Source organism: Vicinamibacteria bacterium (assembly GCA_035570235.1).
Taxonomy (GTDB): Bacteria; Acidobacteriota; Vicinamibacteria; order Fen-336; family Fen-336; genus DATMML01.
Genome location: DATMML010000080.1, coordinates 1 through 21,204 on the forward strand (window position 1 = coordinate 1; position 21,204 = coordinate 21,204).

Genomic DNA, 21,204 nt, shown 5'->3' on the forward strand with positions numbered 1-21,204 from the left:
GCGAGGCGTCGTGGCTCCCAATAGCGCAGAGCATCCGTGACGGCATCACGGATGCGTTGGCCAAAGCTGGTGCGCTCGGCTCCTGGGGCCGGGCTGTCCGGCGAGGCAGCGTCCGCCATCGCGCCTCTATCGCTGGACCAAGCGGCGAGGCCCTATTCGAGCCGGGCCCCCTTTGCAACGCATTTAGGCAGCTCATCCAAGGCCTCATTCCTGGCACCCCGTTGCACGTTCAGAGGGCATCTCACGTGGAGAACACGATCGTGTCGCGGCCACTCGTGCCCATTCCGATCTTCCGTTTTCTTGCCAGACGCTGCACACCCGCTTCGATCTCCTCCGACGAGAGGAGAGCCTTGAAGAGGGTTGCGAGCATGCGCACTCGAGCAAAGACGGCTCCCTTGAGGTAGGCCGCCAGAAACTCTTCTGCTGCTGTACTGACCGAGTAGCGGCTGGAGGCTTCGGTTAGGTCGGGGTGGGCTTCATGAAAGAAGTGGTAGGGATATCCTTCTTTGCTTAAGTAGGGGATCCCCGATTCGGGGATCTGGAACGGCCCGCGATCCACAAGGAGAAGGCGCTGGAGCTCCCCAAGTGCGGCATAGGCTGGGTCTCGCCGGGCGTCGAAGGGTAGGCCCAAGTGTTGGCGCAGGTCGCCCGCCGTTATCTCCTTTCTCTCACGGAGGAGAGAGAAAGCGGTCCGCGCGCCGACGCTGAGACCGGTTAGATCATTCAACGCGCGCCCGCGGCGAAGCAGTGCGTAAAGTGACGGCATCACGGAACGGTGAATCAGTGTCACTCGGTCGGCGACCACCTGCACTTCGATGGCGCAAGCCTCGCCCAACAGTCGATTGGTGAGGGCGATGCCACGAGTGAGGGCCGCCTTGTCCGGCTCGTGGCCTGCGAAAGCGCGATACAGGCTAGCAAGAGGCAGACCCTTGGTCGGGCCGTACCGAAGCGCGAGTCCTACATGTGAAAGAAAGCGCTCAGCGTCTCGAGGTTCACGGATCGCCTGGCCTTTAAGCCCAAGTGATTCGTCCTGCTTCTGCTGGAATCCACCGAGGTCGATTCCTTTTCGCGCGAGCTTCTCGCGCATCTCAGTGGCGCTTAGCCGAGCGTCTGTCGAACCCTTGGATGAGCTGCGGCGCCGGTGCGCGAATGCAGCTGCCGTGGCCTCGCCTCGGCCGCCAACGAACGGAGCGGATGGAGGCGGCCGCCGCGATCTCATCGAGTTCTTCGGCGGCGGCGGTAGCTCACGGCTTCTGCAGCTCCGCCACGAGGAGCGGGATCGCCCGGTCCAGATTCAGCGCATACGCATAGATGACAGCAAACAGCCGACCAAAAACGCCCACTCCCCATCCTTCGCCGTCGACCAGAAACTCTAGTTCAACTCGTTCAGGGCCTATCCCGTGGAAACGATGATCGTAATGCACAGTCAACCAAAGGAACGGGCCGACCCATTTCCAGTTGATACCCGGGTTCAGCTCCTCCATGCGAAAAGTGGAACGCACACCATTGGTTAGCTTGATGACGCCTTCCGAGTGCGACGTGAGGGCGCCAAGAGGCGTGACGTCGACTCTGCGAATGTGCCTGGCCCAACTAGGCCAGTCTGAGACTCGAGCCAGGTGTGCCCATGCCTTCTCGGGTGATGCGCGAACTGTGAAACGACGCTGCAGTAGTCTCATCGAGCTACCCGTCCCGCGTCCGCCGAAGGCCCGAGATCAGCCGGGACGGCCGCGTTCAGCTTGACCATTCGCGGGCCCTCGTCGGCGGCATGTCACCGTTCTACGGCGGCCACAGCATTCTACGGCTCTTCGACTCGACACGCGGCGAACCGTAGTGGCTTGCGGGCGCCGGCATTCACGGCTTCAGGTCCTCGGGGGTGCGCAGCTCGCCGCCGCGGACAACGTAGCGCAGCTTCCGGAAATTGCGGACATCTTGCGAGGGGTCCCCGCTCACCGCGATCAAGTCCGCGGCCTTCCCCTTCTCAATGGTGCCGATCTCGGCTTCGAGACCCAGGGCGCGGCTGGCCACGGCCGTCGATGCGGCGATCACTTGCATTGGCGTCATCCCCGCGGATTGCATCGCCTCCATCTCCGCATAGATGGCGGGGCCGTGGAGAGTGAGGGGGTTGCCGGCATCGGTGCCGGTGGCAATCGGGATTCCGGCGGCCACCAGCTTGGGCAGGTTAGAGGCCGCCACCCTCTCATCCTGGACCACGCGGTGCTCGCGAGCCTCAACGTTTGCCGCGTCGACGAGAGAGGCTTCGAGTGCAGCGGTGGAGGCTACCTTGACCAGGGTCGCCTCGTCCACGCAGTGGTTCGGGTCGTCCACGCTGGGAGCCTTCCGGTCGATCAGGGCACGGAACATCCGAACATATCCGCGACCCACGGTCAGAGTGGGGCTCAGGATCGTGCCCTGCTGACGGGCCAGGTCTAGAAACTCCTGATCGACGGGTACGTCCCAAACGCTGTGGACCAGGAGCTTTGCCCCCGCCCGCAGGGCCACCTTCGCCTCCGCGAGGCCCGTGGCGTGGACGATCAACGGGAGGCCCATATGGCGTGCCTCGTCACCCGCGGCCATAACCGCTTTCTCCGATGCCTCGACGGTCAGGGTCGGCGGCCGGACGATGTACCAGAGTTTCACCGCGTGCGCCCCTTGCGCACTCAAGTAGCGCACGGCCTCGCGGGCGGCGGTCTCGCTGGTCAGGGGCAGGAACTGGCGCTCTCCGGGCAGGGTCAGCCAATGATCGAGGGTGGAGAGGAGGGGACCGGCCGCGACCACGTGGGGCATCAGCGTGTCCTGCGCGTATCGGTCTTGGAGCTGCAATGTCCAGGGGTAGCCCCCGACGTCGAACACCGCGGTGACGCCGGAGCAGAGATACGACCGGCCGAAGCGATCGGGATGCTTGCGGAGGTCCGCTTCAACCGTCTCATAGGGATGAGCGGCGCGTAGATCAAGGGCATCGGGGCGCCCATCCGCCCATCCGGTCTGTGAAAAGTGGACGTGAGCGTCGATCAGGCCCGGCGTGAGCCACAGCCCTTTGAGGTCGGTGACGCCGACGTTCTCGGGGAGGGGGCACTGGGCCGCGCTGCCCGCACAATCGATCTTGCCGCCGCGCAGCACGACCGTCGCGGTGGGCACCGGCGGGCCCCCGCGCCCGTCGATGAGGGTCGCGCCCACCAGGGCCCGCGGCGGTGGGGGGGTGCCGGGCGGCGCGTCTATCGCTCCCGTGACCGCCACCCTCCAGCCCTCCGGGGTCTTCGTGAACAAGCGCTCCGAGATCCCTGTGTGTTCTTCTCTGCCGTAGCGGACTCGGTAGCGGTAGGTGCCGTAGACGACACCCGCCTGAACCGGCACGAGGTGTAGGTCGCTGGCTTCGATCACATCCGGCCAACGCTCCCCGGCCGCCTTCACGAACTCTTCGAAGCCGGTGACAAACCCCGTGGGCCCACCGCGAGCGAGGCGGTCGCTGCGGTGGTAGCAGGCCAAGTAGGCCTCGCGGTCTCGCCGGCGAATGGCGTCGATATTCTTTTCGAACAGGCTGCGGGCGGCCCCGAGATCCACGGCGGCATCGTCTGCGGAGCCCAGCCACGGCGCTACGCCTAGAAACGCGAGGGTGAGAGCGAGGCACGAATGTCCCATGGAGCCTCCTTGTTGGACGAGATGAGCCGGGAGCCTTTGGCTCCTCCCGGCCAACCCCGGACCATGATAGGGTTCAGCTTATGGAAATCCTACTCCTGCTGGTCGCGCTTGCTACCGCCGGCGAGAGGCCCCAAGTCGGCGACACGGCCCCCAACTTCAGCTTGCCCGGTCCGGGCGGGCAGGCGGTGTCTCTGGCCGCCTTCAAGGGCAAGACGATGGTGGTGCTCGCCTTCTTCCCTAAGGCCTTCACCGCCGGCTGAACGAAGGAAATGTCGGCGTATCGGGATCGTTATTCCGAGTTCGCCGGCACCGCCCAGGTACTGGGCGTCTCGATGGACAATCAGGAGACCCAAGTGAAGTTCTCGGAGTCCCTGAAGGCGCCATTTCCGCTCTTGGCCGACGCTGACGGCACCGTCTCGAAAGCCTACGGCGTTTGGAACGAGGGGGGGTACGCAAGCCGCGTCACATTCGTGATTGACCGCGACGGGAAGGTGAAGGCCGTGTTTGAGGGGAAAGACGCCCTCGATCCCGCCGGTGCCCTCGGCGCCTGCGCCAAGCCCCATGCCCCTTAGGTAGCAGAGCCGGAGCCGGGCGGTCCGATTGGCTCCAAATCGGACAATCTTGGGTCCCGCCCCCGCAGCGACCCGACCGGGCGGTTCTCGCTGCCTTGGGAAAAGACCTTAGATGAGTGCCGGTGTGACGGTGCTCACTGAAGGAAGGGTGTACCGGCACCAGGATGAGCCGGGCCCGGCGGTCCAGAAATGCTTCAGCGGTACAAGCTTCGCCTTAGCGACGGCACCCTCCTGGTGGTAGACCACGACGCTCTCAGCAGTTGGGTGGTCGACGGCAAGGCGATGGTGCAGCCCGTCGGCTCCGACCGCTGGTTGTCGCTGAAGAAGTTCCTCCTAGAAGAGCGAAGGGCCAACTCACCCTGGTGGAGCTCGAAACCCTCCGGGGAGATCGCCAGCGTCCACCGTACGCTGCTGGAGGACGACGGGATCCTCCCGCCTGCTCGCCCGTCCCGCGAACTGCCCCTCATCCCACCCCCGCCCCGGCGCGTCCCCACGGATGAGATCGTTGCCCCCGTCCTCGAATCTAGCTCCGGCTCCCCGACGCTGGACGCCGAGCCGCCCGCCCCCGTAGAGCCGCTCCCGAGCGAACCCGAAGCCTCCCAAGAAGTCGAAGTCTCACTCGAGAGCGCTCAGGCGGAGCCGCTGCGCTCCATCCCCGAGCCGCCGAGCATTTGGGTGTCCGAGGAGCCGGCGGCCCTTGACTCCCTGTCCCCCCCCTCGGTGCCCGTGGAAGAGGACCCGATCACCCTATCTGAGCCGTTCGTAGACGCGGAGACGCCGGGCTTCAGCGCTGCCCCGGGGTTGGCCAGTGCGCTTCCGGAATCGTTGCCGGCCGAAGTCCTGAACCTGCACGCGTTGGCGGAGGAGGCGGCGGCCCCGCCCCCTGGATCTGTAGGACGCCCTGGGTGGCGTGAGACCAATGCCCCGGTCATCTCGTTGGAGCCCTTGGGAGAGGAGGAGCCGCCCCGGACAACGGTTGGCCGGAGGCGGAGGGGGCCTTGGGAGACCCCTCTACGCCGGGTGGCGCAGGTACAGGTCCTGGCGGATGACACAGATACCCCGCCCGACGGATCAGCGCTTTCGGAATCGACGCCCGAGGTGGACGCCTCCGTCATCGGCCTGAAGCCCCTCGATGACAACAAGCCCTTCCCCGCGGCCGCGCCTCTAGTGACGGCTGAGGTCGAGCGGGTCGAGCCGAGGCCACGCTCGGAAACCTTCTTTCTGGGTCTAGCGCCCCCCTGGGGCCCTCGCGTCAATAGGTGGCTCGATCGCTTCAGCCGCCTGCTCGCTCACTTCGGGCGAACCCTTGATGATTTCGCGTCTCGGAAAGACCTCTCCTCCCGTTGGGCCAGGCTTCTGGCCGGCGGGCGGAGTCTGGCTACACGGCCGGTGCTGACGCGGGGCGCCTCTGCGCGGCCGCCGTCGGACAGCGAGCTCCCGATCATCCCGCTAAAGCTGCTTGATGACGAAGTCCCTGCGCGTGAGCGGCTCGTCGCCCGGCTCCGCGCCGGCTTGGCCCATGCAGCGGGCAAAGCCGTCTCGATGGTGACGGAACTCCTAGCGACGCTTCGCCAGGCGGCTCCGGGCTGGAGCGATCGCGTCCGTGGGTGGGCGCCCCGCCTCAACCGGCCGAGACCCGTCCCCCAACCGCCCTCCTCCGACGAGAGTGCGATGCCTGATCCGTTCGGCCGGGCTCTGCGCACCCCCTTGAAGCCACCGGCCACCCTCAACGAGCTCCCCGCGCTCCGCTTGGCCAAGATCGAGGAGGAGGAAGTCGAGCCCGTCTACGACGACGTCTTTGAGGGTCCCGGCTTCTTCGACGTTGCCTGGCTTTGGACGAAGCGCGCCACGCTGCTCGCCGGTTTGGTGGCCGGGGGGATCGTCGCCGCCAACACCTGGGAGATCTGGCTCCCGAGGGCAGCCCAGCTCTCTCGAATGATGTTCCTCGAAATCGACGAACGCGTGCGCCCGACGGTCCCGAGCCGGGCGGAGGAGCCGTCGGCCGCGATCCGCGCGGCGCTCCAGGCCGCCAATGAGCAGCTGCCCCACCTCGCCCCCGAGACCATAGAGCTCGTGATGTCCAAGAGCCTAGCCGGCCTCCTTGACCCTCCCGAGGTGTTCGCACGCGCCCACGATGCGCTGGACCGTGGGAGGGCGGCGCTGACGGCGGAGGAAGCCCAGGAGCTGAAGGCCCTGCGCACCGGGATGCTCGCCCCGCTCCATCCCGACGAGAGGGACCGTCTCTACGAATACGACCTTCTGCGGCGCCACCGTGTCACGCTCCCGTTCGAGGACCGTGAGGCGCTCGGACTGGTGGCGCGAGGAATGCGCGCGTTGCCCCCCGAGGCCCGTGAACGCTTCCAATGGTTGGCCGGCAAGGCCATCACGGCCGGGCTCTCGGTCCCCGACACCTCGCCGCCCCGAGCGGCCACCGCATCCTGAGCACGGGTCAGGGGTTCCTCCCCGCGGCAACGGGCTAGTTGCGCGAGGTCGGGGCGGCTTTGATCCGCCTCGACACCCAGAGCCTCGCAAGCAGGCCCACCACGAGCAGGCCGACCGCGACGAGTGCCGTCTGGGTGTCACCCACGATCACACCCGCGAGGAAGAGCGTGGCGCCGGCCAGCACAATTCCCGCCGACCACGGATACCCCCACGCCCGGAACGGCCGGTCCAGGAGTGGCTCCCGCCGCCGCAGGACGATGAGGGCGAGACAGCACACGCAGTAGTTCGCGGCGAGGAAGAAGGATGCCACCGCGACCAGCTTCTGGAAGGTCCCGCTCAAGATCAGAGCGACCGCCACCCCCGTCGTCACGAGTGCGGCCCGCGTCGGCGTGCCCCGGTCAGAGACCGCCGCGGAGCCTCGCCACAAGAGGCCGTCCCTGCCAAGGGCAAAGAGAATACGGGTGCCAATCATCATGATGGCGTTGATGAGCGGCAGCAAGGAAACGAGGGACAGCAGGGTGATGATTTGGTTGCCCCGTCCGCCGAAGACGACTTGGGCGGCCACGGCCGCGGGCAGCGTGGACTGGGAGAGGACCGGGAGGGGGAGAACCGAGAGGAGGGCGACGTTGACGAGCAGATAGACCACGATTACAGAGAGGACTCCGCCGATCATCGACATTGGTAAGGTGCGCCGCGGGTCGCGGTCCTCCTCCGCAAAATACAGAGCGCTCTGCCACCCGGCATAGGTGATGACCACAGACTGGAGAGCCACCACCATGCCGAAAAGGGCCGGCCGATTCAGCGTCAACGGACTGGCACCCGTGACGAGGGCGGGCGACCGCGCGGCATGGATGAAGCAGGCCACCACGAGAGCGAGGAATGCCAGGGACTTGAGCGCGGTGGTCACCTGCTGGAACTGACTCCCCACCCGCACCCCCGCCCACTGAAGGGCCGTGAAGGACAGGAGGGCCGCGACGGCGATGCCCTTGGCGGCCGGGTCGGGCAGGTGAAGAAGCACGGTCGAGAACTCGCCGATCCCGATGGACACATATCCGAGAACGGCGCAATAGGTGAGCCAGTCCGTCCAGCCCACCGCGAAGCCGACGGTGTCGCCGAAAGTCCGGCGCGCGTAGACATAGTAGCCGCCGGCCTGGGGGAGAGCGGTGCCGAGTTCGGCCAGACACACGGAGCCGAGCAGGGTGTAGACGCCACCCACTAGCCAGACGAGGAGAATGTTCCCCCGCGACCCAAGCTCGCGGGCAACGAGACCGGGCGTGCGGAGGATCCCGATGCCGAGGGTGCTGCCGATGATGACGGCCAGGCCGAAGCCGATCCCCAGGACGCGCATCAAGCCGCCCGCGGAGGCGGCGCGCGTGCGGACCTGGTTGGGGGAGGTCCCCGTCATCTCTCAGGGCTTGAGGGTGACGAGCACGGCTAGGACCGCGGGACCGCGGTTGCGGGCCGAATGGCTCGACCCCCGGGCCTCGAATTCCACGTCTCCCGGCTTCCAGCGGTTGATCTTCGTCTTGCCCTCCGCCGTATCCTCGATGGTGCCACCGGACAGGTGAACCAGGACGATGTCGGAGGCGTGGGTGTGGGGGCCTTCCTGTGCATTCGCCTCCATGCGACCACGGATGACCCGCACGCGATCGTTCTCGAACAGCGGATCGAAGCTGAAGCCGGGGGGCGGCGCGCCCAGAGGGCCCAGGGCGCCCGGTCCGGCGGGACTGGTCCGCGAGCCGGACGGACCCTTGGGTTCCACGATGATGAACGGACGCTTCTCACCGACCCCCGGCGGCAGGTCCTCCGACCAGCGGGCCTCGCCGTTGTCGAGGAATACCACCACCGCCGCCGGGTGGGAGGAAAGGCCGAGCCCCGTGCCAGCCCTGATGACCTTGACTCTTTCGTTCTCGAAGACGACAGTCGGGGTCGTCGAAGCGCCTGCATCGGCTTCGTGGATGCTCCAGGGCCTGGCGGGGGTCAAGGAGACTAGGAGACATCCCATTCCCAACAGGGAGGAGCGGATCGGGCTCCACGAGAGCATAAAGGCCTCCGGGCAGGACGGGGGCAGTACCCAAACGGCGCCACATTATACCGGCGGCCGTACCGGAGTCGGGGTCCTGAGCGGCTGGCAGGGCTGTCCGACTTTCGAGTACGCTCTCAGAAAAGCACCTCATCCCGGTCCCGGGGGAAAACCCGGCGGTGAGCGCGAGGAAACGGCATGGAATATCGGCGACTGGGAACGACGGGGTTGAAGGTCTCGCGACTCGGCCTCGGCTGCGGCAACTTCGGGGGCGTGGGGTCGGCGCCCGAGTTTTACGGAATGGGCGAGAGCGAGCCGGAAGCGTTTGCGCTGATGGATCTGGCCTTCGATGCGGGCATTAACTTCTTCGACACCGCCGACGCCTATGGGGGCGGTCGAAGCGAGACTTTCATCGGGCGCTGGTTGGATGGAAAAGGATCCCACGTGCGGGATCAGCTTCTCCTGAGTTCGAAGGTGTTCAACGCCGTTGGGCCAGGTCCAAACGATCGCGGCCTCTCCCGCCGCCACATTGCGCGGCAGATCGACGCCACCCTGTCCCGGCTGCGGACGGATCGGTTGGATTTGTACCTGATCCACGAGCCCGACCCGGAGACCCGGCTCGATGAGACCTGCCGCGCCCTCGACGACCTGATCCGCTCGGGCAAGGTCCTCTACATCGGCGCCAGCAACATTGAAGCCTGGCGCCTGGCTCGGGCCTTGTGGATCAGCGATCGGGAGAGCCTGAACCGGTTCGAGTGGGTCCAGAACTCCTACAGCCTACTGGACCGGTCGCCCGAGCGCGAAGTCTTCCCGCTCTGTGCGGACCAGGGATTGGGCTTCACGGCCTTCAGCCCGCTGGCGGGCGGCTGGCTCACGGGGAAGTACCAGGCCGAGGGTTCCTATCCGCCCGGATCCCGTATGACGCTTCGGCCCGAGCCATATCGGCACCTGGAGAAAGACGCCGTCTTTCGGGGTCTCTCCGCGCTGGCGGACGAAGCCCGGTCGCGAGGCATTGACCTCTCAACCCTGGCCATGGCCTGGATGCTCCAGCATCCCGTCGTGACCGCGGCCATCATCGGACCGCGACGTCCGGCCCATCTGGAGCCCGCATTGGCGGCGCTCAAGGTGGGGCTCTCGACCGAGGATGCGGAGCGGATCGCGGGATTCTTCACCCTGCCGAGTTGATCTTCAGGCGGCGCGGCCAGCCGGGCAGCGCAGCGGCGCCGATCTTTCCGCCAGACCTCCCCATCGGGCTCTCCGGCCGCCGCGGAGAGGGGTTCAGCAATGATGTCCGAAAACGGCCAGTCCGTCGCAGGGAGCTGGGGTAGGATGGCCCTGTCATGCCGGATCTCGAGGGTGAGGCCGCGGTCTTGGACGAGCTCGTCTGCGAGCGCGCGCGCCTCGCGAGGGACCCTCGCTATGACGGTCGGTTCTTCATCGGCGTCTTGTCCACGGGCATCTATTGTCGGCCTATCTGCCCGGCCCCGACGGCCAAGCGCAAGAACGTGCGGTATTTTTCATCTGCCGCGGGGGCGGCTCAGGCTGGCTTTAGGCCCTGCCTGCGGTGCCGTCCCGAGATCGCTCCCGGAACGCCGGCTTGGAATGGCACCGCGGCCACGGTCAGCCGGGCCTTACGACTGATCGGGCAGGGGGCGCTCGATGAGGGGAGCGTAGAGGACCTGGCCGGGCGGCTGGGGGTGAGCGCCCGCCATCTCCACCGGCTGTTCCTCGGTCACCTCGGGGCGCCGCCCGTCGCCGTGGCCCAGACGCGGCGGCTGGAGTTCGCAAAGCAGCTCGTCAGCGACACCGACCTTCCCATGAACCAAGTTGCCCGCGCGTCCGGTTTCCAGAGCATCCGCCGGTTCAACGACACGTTCCAGCGGCAGTACCGCCGCGCGCCATCGAAGCTGCGCCGGATCCGAACCGCTTGGCCGAGGGCGGCAGAGGGGCAGTATGTATTCCGGCTAGGATATCGGCCCCCTTTTGACTGGGACTCGCTTCTCGCGTTCTTGGCCGCGCGGTCGATTCTCGGCGTGGAAGAGGTGCGCGCAGGGACGTATCGCCGAACGTTCGCGATCCAGGGGTCGCAGGGCACTCTGGAGGTGCGGCCCCTGCCCCGCGCCCATGCCGTGGAGGCGCGAATTTGCTTTTCGGCACCGTCGCTTCTGCTCCGGATTGTAACCAGAGTGCGCGCCATGTTCGATCTGGGAGCCGATCCCGCCGCCGTGGCCCGGCACTTCCGTCGGGACCGGCTGCTGGCGCCGCTCGTGAGGAAGTACCCCGGGCTGAGGTTGCCGGGCGCCTGGGACGGCTTTGAGCTGGCCGTGCGCGCCATTCTCGGCCAGCAGGTCACCGTCAGTGGGGCCTCGACGTTGGCGGGACGCTTGGCGCGCCAATATGGCGAGCCGCTCACCCTGCCCGATCGGGGAGGCCTCAGCCACGTCTTTCCGGGCGCGGAGGTGTTGGCGGAAGCGAACATTACCGGTCTACCCGCCGCGCGGGCGGCCGCCATTCGAGGGCTCTCCCGGGCCGTATTGAGGGGCGAGGTCGACCTCGCTACTTCGGTTCTGACCGATCACATCACGGAAGCCCTCCTGCGCGTGAAAGGCATCGGAGAGTGGACCGCACAGTACGTCGCCATGCGGGCGTTCGGGGAGCCCGATGCCTTTCCCGCCGATGATCTCGTCCTGCGCCAGACGGCGGGGAATGGGGTCGCCCTCCCGCGGGCCCGATTGTGGGAGCGGGCCGATGCTTGGCGGCCCTGGCGGGCGTACGCGGCCATGTACCTCTGGCGCGAGGCCGCCGATATGTCGACCCGGGGGGCCAAGCGGACGATGAGAAAACCGGACGCGCCTTTCCCGGCTTCGCAGGGGGTCCCCCAAAGAGCGAAGCCACGATACATGGAGGCATGATGTTTTACTGCCACGTCTCGACTCCGGTGGGCGAGCTGCTGCTCGCCGGTGATGGGACCTCCTTGCGTCTCGTTGCCTTCCCCAAAGGCCCCCGTCCCCAGAAGCCGGAGGCTGGCTGGGAACGGAGCGAGACGCCCTTTCGGGACGCCCTTAGTCAACTGAAGGGCTACTTCGCGGGCACGTTGCGCCGCTTCGATCTGCCCCTAGCGCCGGAGGGAACGGCGTTCCAGAAGCTGGTCTGGCAAGCGCTCCTGACCATTCCCTACGGGGAGACCCTCTCCTACGGCGGGCTGGCGCAGCGCATCGGGAAGCCGACGGCCTCGCGGGCGGTGGGCGCGGCGAACGGCCGAAACCCCATCCCCATCATCATCCCTTGCCATCGCGTAATTGGGGCGGCGGGGTCCCTGACCGGATTTGGGGGTGGCCTGTCGACCAAGCGCAAACTCCTGGAGCTCGAGGGTGCCCTTGCCGAGAGCCTCTGGTCGGCCGCGTCTCGAGTCGATGACGGGAGTGCGGGCAGAAAGCGGGCCTGATTTCCACGGGAGCCTTGAGCGCGCAGCGAGGCTTGCGTTCCTCGCTGCCGGAGCGCGCCGCCGCACGGCATCAGGAGCAAGCAGGCGCATCCTTAGGGTCGCCTGCCGACCAGCCCCACCGTGGCCGCGAACGACGCCAGGATCCCCGCCAGGGTCGTGTGATAGTTCTCGAGGAAGAGCCGCCGATCCGGATCCGCCGTGGCATCGAGGCGGCGTTGCGAGCGGAAGCCGGGGCCCGGCAGCATTCCGTCGTCCGCCTGGGCGTCGCGGAGCAGCGTTTCCACCTCTGGCGGGAGGGTCTCCCCGATGCAGGCCAGGACCGTGGCCAGCTCCGAGTACAGGTCGAGGTTTACCCCGCGCCGTAGGGCTTCCATCCAGACCGGACAGCGCTCGCGCAGGTACTGCCGGCATTCGCGATCCAGCCCTTCCGGCCGATCCCCGAAGTCCGTCATGAAGAAGACCACGTGGGTGAGGCTGTAGGCCTCAGCGTCGGAGAGGGTCGCCACCGGGGGCCGATGGCTGAGCCAGGTGAGGGGGAGCAGCTTCTCCTCTGACCAGGGGGAGGGGAGACCCATCTGGCGCCAGGCCAGGGCGAGGCCGAGGGCGAGCACCGCCGCCCCGTCCTTCCCGAACGGCGCGGGTGCACTCATCCCGGGCGCGCCGCGCGGCGGGAACTGCCGGACCGAGACACCACCCGGTCCTGACAGCTGCGCGAGGAGGGCTCGCGTCTCGGCGTGGACAAACCCAAGGCGCTCAAAGATCGAGTACATGGTCCCGAGGACAACATAGGGTCGAGCGGACAAGAGCGTCGTGAAGAGGCGGCCCTCCCCGAACTGTTCCCAGGCAAACCGTGACAGGGCGGTCACTCTCTCCCGCACGTCGGCGGAAAGCCGGGGGCTCCGGGCGAGCACCTCCGTGATTCGGGCTAGCTCGGCAAGCACCTTGAGGGGGAACAGGTCGTCGAGATCGGGAGGGCCTGGGGGAAGAGCGAAGCACCCGCGGTGGGTCTCGATCCAGGAAAGGCCGCGTCCCCAGACGGGAGGTAGCTCCGGCTCGACTACCCGCAAACGAGTCTACCTCCACGCCCAGGCAACGCTGCCACCCGCGATGCTTCCGCGACCAGCACCGGTCCCAGCGCCCGTCGAGAGCCGGCTTTTCGTGCCTAGGTGGTCCTTACTTCTCCTTCTCCTTCTCTTTATCCTTCTTTTCCTCGTGCTTCTTCTCCTCGCGCTTCTTCTCCTCCTTGCGCGCCGCGGGGGTAGCGGCCGGCTTTGGGGGTGGGCCCCCTCCATGGGGGGCGGCCTCCGCCTTGGGCGGCCTTCCGGCATCCGGGTGGGCGGTGCCCTCATGTTGAGGGGACGCTTCCTCTCTGCCCGTCGCGCGCGTGCGCGGGGGTGGAGGGGGGGCATCCGGCGCAGTGGGGTGGGCGCCAGGCCGGGCGGAGGAGGAGGGCTCCGCGGTGCGGGAGCGGGGAGGAGCGGAGACCTCCTCCTCCGCGTCACGCGCGTGGGGCCTTCCCGACGTGGCCGGCGCCTCCGAATGACCGGGAGCTGCGGCCGGGCTCAAGGGGCGCGCTACCGGCTGCGGGGGACGGACACCCGCTCGTGCCGGTCGCAGGCCGGGAGAACCGCCCTCCGCAGCGCGGGGGCCGACAGTGCGGACGAGAGGGTGGGTAGCGGACGCCGCCGTTCCCCCCGTCGCTGAGAACGGTGCCGGCGGTGGGGGTGGCGTTCGGTGCGCGGCCACGGGACGGTTCGCGACCCTGGCCGGGGGTTGGGCCACCGCCGAAGCCACCACGGGCCGCGCAAGCACGCTCTCCCTCTGCGGTTGAGCGTTCACGGGGCGAGCCAAGACGGGGGCCGCCGCCAGGGCCTGGGGCGGTACGGCCACCGCCGAGACGGCCACCGGGCGAGAGGTGACGAAGGTCTCGCGCGACACCGCGGTGACCCCGCCCGGTACGCCCTGATTCACATATCGGGTGTTGACGGTGTTGATGTTGGTGATGTTGATGTTCGTGACGTTGACGTGGGTGACATTGACTTGGCGCACGTAGGTTTGGCTCACCGGGTAGGGCGGCACGTAGACCTCCCGGGGGCCGAGGGGGAACCAAGCTACGCCACCCCCGCCGAGCGAGAGCGACGCGTGCCAGCTGCTGCCGCCCACCCAGGCAACGAGCGCAGGGGCGTAGACCGGCCGCGCCGCGATCGTCCCTGGCACCCACCCCCAATACCCGCCCACATGGGCCCAGCGGCCGTAGTGGAAGGGCGCGAAGCCCCAGGGGGCGTCGTCGATCCAGGTCCAGCCCCACGGCGCTACAAAGGCCCAATGGCCGTAGTGGTAGGGCGCCCACCCGACCGCCACCCCCGTCGGCACCCACACCGGTCCATACCCGGCCTCCTCGCGCCACTGGCCGTAGGCGTCGAGGTCCTCATAACCAATGGTGGCGGGCGACAAGTAGCGAGTCGAGACCGAGCGTTCCAAGGCCCGGTCCCGCCGGTCGCACCAATCCTCCCAGGAGTCCCGGGGGCTGGCCTCGAGCACATCATAGTTTGACTCATCGAGGCCGGAGACGATCATGGACTCCTGCGAGCGTACCGGGACCGCGGAGCCCGCGGCCGTGAACTCGGCCTCACCCCGGCGCACGGTCACCGTGGTCTCCTCGCCGTCGGGGTTCACGTCAACCCTGTACTCGCCGGGCCGCATCAGGGTGATGGCGCCATTGGGCGTGGCCACCTCGATCGCCTCGTCCTCGCCGAGGTCCCGAACCCCCACGTTGAGGGAGCCTTGGGCGAGGCGGATCTGGGTGGTTCGGTCGTCGAGGTTCAGGAAGGAGACTTCGGTCTCCGACCCCAGCCGAAGGGCACCGAAGTCGGTGCGCAGCTCGGCCCGAGAGCCTCGGTCGGTCCAGAGGTGGTCGCCAGTAGTCAGCGGGTAGTTGTGTGTGGCCGGGACCCATTCCTCGATGCCCGCGGGCTGGAATGAAACCGAGCCGTCGACGTAGCTGAGACGGGCGACTCGATCGGGCGGGTCGGCGGAGCCCGTCGCGGCCACGCAGATCGAGGCCGCGGTGAGAAGAAGAAGAAGAGACGGCCATCGAAGTTGCATGAAGCCCCCTATCAGAGTACGAAACGCTCCCCCCACAATAGCAAACAGCGTTCCCTCCCGGAAGCTCGGGGGGCTACAGAGCTATCACTAGGCAAACATTGAGGTTAGGCTGTTCCGCGAGTGCAATCGGCCGGCCTCTCCCGAGGACGGCCCCGTCCCCCCGGAGGGCAGGGGCGGGAGCGGCCGGGGATTCGCCGAGGCGCCTGTGTGCGAGTCCCTGGTTCGAGCTCGTGGAGCCCGCGGCTGCGGGAGCGGGTCTCAGGGCGCTCCCGCCTCCCGCGCAAGCGAGAACGGCTCGTGCCGCTCCAGGCGGGCCCCGCTCACGTCGTCCTGGACTTCCAACAACAAGTCGTAGGGGCCTTCCTGGAGCCCGTCCAGCGGCAGGCCCACGAAGCGGACCACCCGGCCATCGGGGTCGACCGTGATCGGCGTGGACGGCGCCTGCCGGACGAGCCGACCATCTCCGGTTTTCAGCGCGAGACCCGCGCTCACCCGGGGCAACGCCGAGCCGCCCGTTCGGGCGGCCCCCAGGACCTCGAACTGGATGTAGAGGGCGCCTTGGGGACGGAAAACGCGGTGTACGGCCAGCGCGGGCCGGGGGTGGGACGGGGCCTTGCCCGCGGGCTCGATGTGGTCGGTGAGGATCGGGGTGGCCAGCCGCAAAACGCCCGCGGGTGGTACCTCGAACCGCTGCGAGACGGAGCCGATGGCGCCACTGGTCGGGTCACGGACCACCACCCGAGCCTGGGCGACGCCGGACGGGAGCTCGAACTCGCGCGCGAGGCCGCGCCAAGCCGGGGCCTCGCCGGCTGCGACCGCCAGAGCCAGCGTCTCGTCGAACCGGAACTCCTTGCCACTGTCGCGGTGCGAGGCCAGGATGCTGAGCTCGAGCCGTCCCGCCCGCGTCTTCCCCTTCCCCTCCACCCCGAGCCGGCTCCCGTCGAACTCCGCCCCCACGAGCACGTGCGTGGTGCCGTTCGGGCGTGGCTCGAACACGTAGGTCATGATGCGCAGCGGGATGCCGGCCGCCTCGTGAGCGGAGTCGAGGGCCTGGATCACCACGGGATCGAGGGTTGGCTTCTTCCCTTTCTTGCCCGGCTTCGTTTCCCCGGGGGCCGCGGCCACGCGCAGCGTGTACCCGCGGCGGGCACGCACCTTGAGGCCCGACCTCTTCACTTCCACCCGGAGCTTCCGCCAGGCCCGCGTCGATTTCCCCTCCGGCGGGTAGAACCCGAGGAGGTAGAAGACACGGGACTCCTCCGCGATGCGGTCCGCCCCCCCGGCCAAATCGTTATTGTTCCGAATTGAGAAGCCACCGGTCTCTTCGGCCAGGGCGACCGCGCCCGCGGACTCGAGGACCGCGTCTTCGAAACCCATGTTCAGGCGGTCCCGAATCGGAACCAACGGCTCCGCATCCGCCGCGGAGCCCCCGCCGGGGAGCGCCACCAGGCCCCGCGTGTCGATGAAATAGACAGCGGTGTTGGCCTCGCGCGAGGCGGCCTCCACCCCGCGCACGTCGGTTTCGGAATCGTCGATGAATCCCTCCGAGAGGAGAAGGAGCGACTTGCGGCCGCGGATGGGGGCGAGCGCGTCCAGCCCCCGGCGCACGGCTCGGAGCGTGAGCTCGGTGCGGCTCCGGCGGTTCACGTCGATATCCGTCGCCTGGTCGCGGACCATGCCTTCGCAGGAAGTGCCTGAGCAGAGGTTTAAGTCCTTCCAGCGCTGCTTGACGCGCTCCTTGACGCTCGCGCCCAGGGGATTGATCTCCGGAGTGGGCGCGGCCGCGGGCGCCGAAGCCGGCCGGTCGGGTAGCAGCGGGTGGATGGAGGGGGAGGACTCGTGGGTGTTGATCCAGAAAGCTTCGTAGTCCGTCATGCGGTAGAGAGACGTCGCTTGGACATATTTGCCCTTGACCCGCCCAAGCACGGCCAGAAGGTCCTCGCGTCCCTCGGGGATGCGGGCACTCCACCAAGCGTCGCCGCTCGTGGTCCCGAACGTCACTTCGTCGCCGTCACGAACAGAACGCTCGAGGAAGGACGCGGCCGTCCGTCGAGCGTCCAAGTCTTGCACGGGGGGGATGCGGAGGTCGTCGATGAGGATGGCGAAGGCGCGGCCGTTGCCCCGCGCTCCGGCTTCGTTGCTGGACAACACGGACGGGGCCGAGAGGGCCGGCTCCGTGGGCTCCGCCACGAACGCCTCGAAGCGGGCGATCTCCAGAGGCTTGCCGTCCTCGCTGATCACGAAGTCGTCCCGGGTAAGGCCAGGCACGGGCCGTCCCTCCCGATCCACGACGACGGCGTCGACGGTGACCAGCTCCACCGCGGCGGGAAACGTCGGGGGGGAAGGGGGATTCTCTTGGCCAGGAGTGCGGTCCGCCCCCAGGAGGGCGAGCGTACCGGCGAGGCCTAATATGCGGGGGCGAAACACGCGCAGAAGAGAAAAAGGGCTGCGAGCCCGAAGGCTCGCAGCCCGGAGACTCTGAGGTCCGATCTCAGAACATCAGCCGGATTCCGACTTGGGCCGTTCTCGGATCGCCCGCGGCGGTGAGCTGGCCAAAGTTGCCGGCGGGAGTGGCGCTGATGATCTTGGTCGCAGTTCTTCCCGACCCGGTGTCAAACACAACATTGCCCGGGTTGTAGTAGGTCCCGTTGCTCTGCGCCTGATTGGTCAAGCTGTTGCCAAAGAAGTTGGTCGTGTTGAAGACGTTGTAGACCTCAAACCGGAGCTGGAGCTTCACCCTCGCGCCCAGCTTGAAGTTCTTGTAGATGGACGCATCCGTCTCGAAGCTGCCCGGACCGTTGCAGGTGTTGCGGCCCGTGTTCCCGTTGGTGCCGATCTGGTATCCGTTGAGCGTCCAGGCGGCCGGATTGAGCCACAGGGTCGGGTCCGACCCATTCAGGGTGCAGGACACGCCCGGCACGACGTTCGGCCGTGTCAGGTTGGCGCCCGATCCCGTGCCCGAAGGCGAGCTTCCGTTTCCACTGAGCCCCGGGACCCCGCCGGTATTGATCGTGAGCGGGTAGCCCGTGCCCGCTTGGACGATGGTTGTGAATTCCCAGTCCCCGAAGGCGTTCTTGACGAAGCTCGACTGGTTCTCCAGCTTGGGAAGGGCCAGGATGAGACTGCCGCTGAAGACGTGCGTGCGGTCGTTACCTCCCCGGGCACGATCGAGGTTCGGCACGGTGCTGTCGGTGTAGGCGTTGTTGCCGCTCAGACCGGGGCCGTCGGCGTTGGCGACCCCCGTGTCGGCAATTAGCTTTGACCAGGTGTACGCGAGCGAGAGATTCGAGCCGTGCCCGAACCGGCTGACGAAGGCGACCTGCAGGGAGTGGTAGATCGAGTCGCGGTTGTGCTGCCAGAGGGCCAGGTTGCTGTCCCCGATGCCAGCGATGCCGTTGAGGGGCCGGAGCGCCGCGTTGCCGGTCTGCGCGTAGGCCAAGCGGTTCTGAGGGAGCACCTCGTTCAAGTTGGTCTGGCCGAAGAGGTCGAGGCCTTTGCTGCCCACGTAGGCCACCTCAAGCACGTTGTTCCGAACGATCTCGCGCTCGACCGCCACGTTCCACTGCCAGTAGTTGGAGTTGGCCGCGATCTCGTCCAGCGCGTTCCCCGCCGATCCGTAGGCGGGAGCGGGATTGCCGTTCACGACCTGGTTGGAGTTGAGCGTCCGGGTTATGGACGCGGTGCCCGAGAAGGGGGGGTTGGTGCCGACCCCGAGCCCGGGGCTTACCCGGTCGCGCTGGTAGAATCGACCCACACCAGCGCGGATCGCCATTTTGCCGTCGCCGTTGACGTCCCAGGCGAGGCCCAGACGCGGCGCGACCCACAGGAGCTTAGTAGGCACAAGCTGACGGTTCGGTCCGTCACTTCCCCCCGCCAGGCCAAGGGCCGGACACGGGTTCGTTCCCGGTGGGTACTCCATGCCATTGCAGGGGGAGTTTCCGAGGGCGGGGTTGACGGCGGAGAGGACGAAATTCCCCATCGCGTTGTTGGCCATAAACGGCGGTTGCATGTGGCTGAAGCGCAAGCCAAAGTCTGCTGTCACGCGCGACGTCACCTTGTAGGAGTCAGCCAGGTAGAACTCGAGGTCCTTCCACCGCTGCTGGACTTTCGGGTTTGTCTTGAGCTCGGCGGTGCCGTAGGTCGTGCCCTGAAGCAAGAGGTCGGCAAGGGGGTTACCGGTCCCCAAGCCTGCGACGAAGCCGTTGGGAGTGACGAAGCCGTTGGAACCGCCGAATTGCACCCCCTCATAAGAGGTGTTGTTGACCTCTTCATTCTTGGCGTTGCTGCTGACGAGGACGCCCGCCTTGAAGAAGTGCTTGCCAAAGACCGCCGAGAAGTCGTCTTTCAAAACGTTGAGGTCCTGGTTGTTCTGCCAAGGGGACTGGTTCCAGAGGTTTCCGTAGGGCCCGGCTCCCCAGAAGAGCGGGCTGGCCTGGCCCCCACGCTCCTTGATGCTGGCGGGGTAGATGGTGGGGATCAGGCTGTCGATCTGGTCGATGAGACCGCTGTTCCCGGTCCGGGCGGCGGTAATGCTGTTGGCAGAGTACGAGTAGGTGAGGGCGTTGGTCATCTTCGACCCGATGTTGTTGTTCAGCTGGGCCACGAACGACTTGCCGGGCTGGTCCCAGTTCGAGCCGACCGTCGACGTCGTGGAATCGCCCCACAGGATGGTGTTGTCGGCCGTCCAGCTGTCCTTGGTGTAGCGGACCATCAAACGGGTGCTGTTCGTGATGGTCCAGTCCATGCGGGCGTTGATCTGATCCCAGTTGACTGGCGCGGGGACCGCGCTCGTAAAGTTGTTGCAGCCCGAGCTCGGCGTGTTGTTCGGCAGTTGGTAGAGCTTGAGGAACGCCACCCCGGCGGGGTTGAGCCGGTTCGCCGGGATGACGTTCCCCGGGAAGGGCTGGCCCGTCAGCGGATCGACCGGCCTCTGGGGCGTGCAGCCAGCGAGAGGGGCGCCGCTGAAGTCGCCGGCGCGCTCGGCCGCGGTGGGGACGAACCCGCTGCGAACGCTGCTCTTGGCGTCCTTGTTCTTCTCCCACGACACGAACACGTGCAGCTTGTCCTTGATAATCGGGCCGCCCAAGGTCGCGCCGTAGTCGTCGAACTTCAGCGGCGGCGTCGGCTGGTGGGCCTGCTCCGTGAAGTAGTTGTTCGAATTTAGGGAGTCGCGACGGAGGAAGTAGTACGCGCTGCCGTGGTACTGGTTGGTGCCGCCCCGGGTCACGAGGTTCACCTGGGCCCCTCCGGCCTGCCCGAACTCAGCGCCGTAGTTGTTGCGCTGGATCTTGAACTCCTCGATGGCGTCGACCGAAGGGTAGACCAGGATGGTGCGGTTGGACCCGTGGTCCACGTTGTCCGCGCCGTCAACCAGCCAGAGGTTGGACGTGGTGGAGCCGCCGCTCACCGAAATGTCGGAACCACCCGCCAGCCCCTTGTTGATCATGTTCATCCCTTCTTGGGATGTCACACCGGGCTGGAGCAGGGTGAGCTGCATGAAGTTGCGGCCGTTCAGCGGGAGCTCCCGAACTTCCTCGCCGTTGATGATGCCGGCGATCTCCGCGCCTACGGTCTTCACCGCCACCGCCGCCACCTCCACGTTCACGGTCTCGGTGACCGGGCCCGTGGTGAGCTGGACGTTTACTTCGCGCACATCCGCGGCGCTGACTCCTACCTTGCTGCGCACGGCAGAGGTGAACCCCGGGGCCTCGATCGCGATCTTGTAGGTGCCCACGGGGAGCTCAGTGAAAGAATAGACTCCCGCCGAGTTCGTGGTGACCGATCGGGTGAGGCCGGTCTCCTCGTTGGTCATGGTGACCTTCGCCCCCGAGATCACAGCACTGCTCGGGTCCGTCACCGTCCCACGAATCGACGCCGAGATCTTCTGGGCGACCGCGGGCACTGCCAAAACGACAAGCGACCCGGCCAACAGCAACCACCGTTTGCGCATGGAATTCCGCCTCCGACGTGGTTAGTTAAAC

Annotated in this window: 14 protein-coding genes; 5 read left to right on the forward strand and 9 right to left on the reverse strand. The window is 67.2% G+C overall.

Features of this window, described 5'->3' with window-relative positions; genetic code table 11:
- Window positions 1-241: 241 nt before the first annotated feature.
- The 3 genes from VN461_14145 to VN461_14155 form a co-directional block, all read right to left on the reverse strand.
- Complete coding sequence (locus VN461_14145) at window positions 242-1,087, reverse strand: hypothetical protein (GenBank protein ID HXB55923.1); 846 nt, start codon at window positions 1,085-1,087, stop codon at window positions 242-244.
- A gap of 157 nt (window positions 1,088-1,244) precedes the next feature.
- A complete protein-coding gene (locus VN461_14150; protein HXB55924.1) occupies window positions 1,245-1,676 on the reverse strand; it encodes an SRPBCC family protein in 432 nt (143 codons plus the stop codon).
- Between the two features lie 175 nt (window positions 1,677-1,851).
- Window positions 1,852-3,636, reverse strand: a complete 1,785-nt coding sequence (locus VN461_14155; protein ID HXB55925.1) for an amidohydrolase family protein — start codon at window positions 3,634-3,636, stop codon at window positions 1,852-1,854.
- 80 nt (window positions 3,637-3,716) lie between these two features.
- Between VN461_14155 and VN461_14160 the strand changes: the two genes are divergently transcribed.
- Window positions 3,717-4,208 (forward strand): peroxiredoxin, encoded by a 492-nt coding sequence (locus VN461_14160; protein HXB55926.1) that lies wholly within the window; start codon window positions 3,717-3,719, stop codon window positions 4,206-4,208.
- A 189-nt stretch (window positions 4,209-4,397) separates the two neighbouring features.
- The gene (locus VN461_14165; GenBank protein HXB55927.1) at window positions 4,398-6,650 is read left to right on the forward strand and encodes a hypothetical protein; all 2,253 of its coding nucleotides are present in this window, start codon (window positions 4,398-4,400) and stop codon (window positions 6,648-6,650) included.
- 34 nt (window positions 6,651-6,684) lie between these two features.
- Here the strand turns inward: VN461_14165 and VN461_14170 are convergent, their stop codons facing one another.
- Together VN461_14170 and VN461_14175 are read right to left on the reverse strand one after the other, a co-directional pair.
- Window positions 6,685-8,055, reverse strand: a complete 1,371-nt coding sequence (locus VN461_14170) for an APC family permease (GenBank protein ID HXB55928.1) — start codon at window positions 8,053-8,055, stop codon at window positions 6,685-6,687.
- 3 nt (window positions 8,056-8,058) lie between these two features.
- Entirely contained in the window at window positions 8,059-8,634 is a 576-nt protein-coding gene (locus tag VN461_14175; protein HXB55929.1) for a hypothetical protein, read from the reverse strand.
- A gap of 237 nt (window positions 8,635-8,871) precedes the next feature.
- Between VN461_14175 and VN461_14180 the strand changes: the two genes are divergently transcribed.
- From VN461_14180 to VN461_14190, 3 genes are all read left to right on the forward strand, one after another.
- Entirely contained in the window at window positions 8,872-9,858 is a 987-nt protein-coding gene (locus VN461_14180) for an aldo/keto reductase (GenBank protein HXB55930.1), read from the forward strand.
- 155 nt (window positions 9,859-10,013) lie between these two features.
- A complete protein-coding gene (locus tag VN461_14185; protein HXB55931.1) occupies window positions 10,014-11,585 on the forward strand; it encodes an AlkA N-terminal domain-containing protein in 1,572 nt (523 codons plus the stop codon).
- Window positions 11,582-12,118 carry a methylated-DNA--[protein]-cysteine S-methyltransferase gene (locus VN461_14190; protein ID HXB55932.1) on the forward strand — a complete coding sequence of 179 codons (537 nt, stop codon included), beginning with the start codon at window positions 11,582-11,584 and terminating at the stop codon, window positions 12,116-12,118. Before VN461_14185 ends, VN461_14190 begins: the two co-directional genes overlap by 4 nt.
- 92 nt (window positions 12,119-12,210) lie before the next feature.
- On the opposite strand, the gene VN461_14195 is transcribed toward VN461_14190, so the two are convergent.
- The 4 genes from VN461_14195 to VN461_14210 all read right to left on the reverse strand — a co-directional run bounded on the left by VN461_14195 (window position 12,211) and on the right by VN461_14210 (window position 21,173).
- Window positions 12,211-13,185: a hypothetical protein gene (locus VN461_14195; protein ID HXB55933.1), complete on the reverse strand. Its 975-nt coding sequence runs from the start codon at window positions 13,183-13,185 to the stop codon at window positions 12,211-12,213.
- 106 nt (window positions 13,186-13,291) lie between these two features.
- The gene (locus tag VN461_14200; protein HXB55934.1) at window positions 13,292-15,223 is read right to left on the reverse strand and encodes a DUF6600 domain-containing protein; all 1,932 of its coding nucleotides are present in this window, start codon (window positions 15,221-15,223) and stop codon (window positions 13,292-13,294) included.
- Between the two features lie 258 nt (window positions 15,224-15,481).
- Window positions 15,482-17,650 (reverse strand): VWA domain-containing protein, encoded by a 2,169-nt coding sequence (locus tag VN461_14205; GenBank protein HXB55935.1) that lies wholly within the window; start codon window positions 17,648-17,650, stop codon window positions 15,482-15,484.
- 64 nt (window positions 17,651-17,714) lie between these two features.
- Window positions 17,715-21,173: a carboxypeptidase regulatory-like domain-containing protein gene (locus VN461_14210; GenBank protein ID HXB55936.1), complete on the reverse strand. Its 3,459-nt coding sequence runs from the start codon at window positions 21,171-21,173 to the stop codon at window positions 17,715-17,717.
- Window positions 21,174-21,204 lie beyond the last annotated feature (31 nt).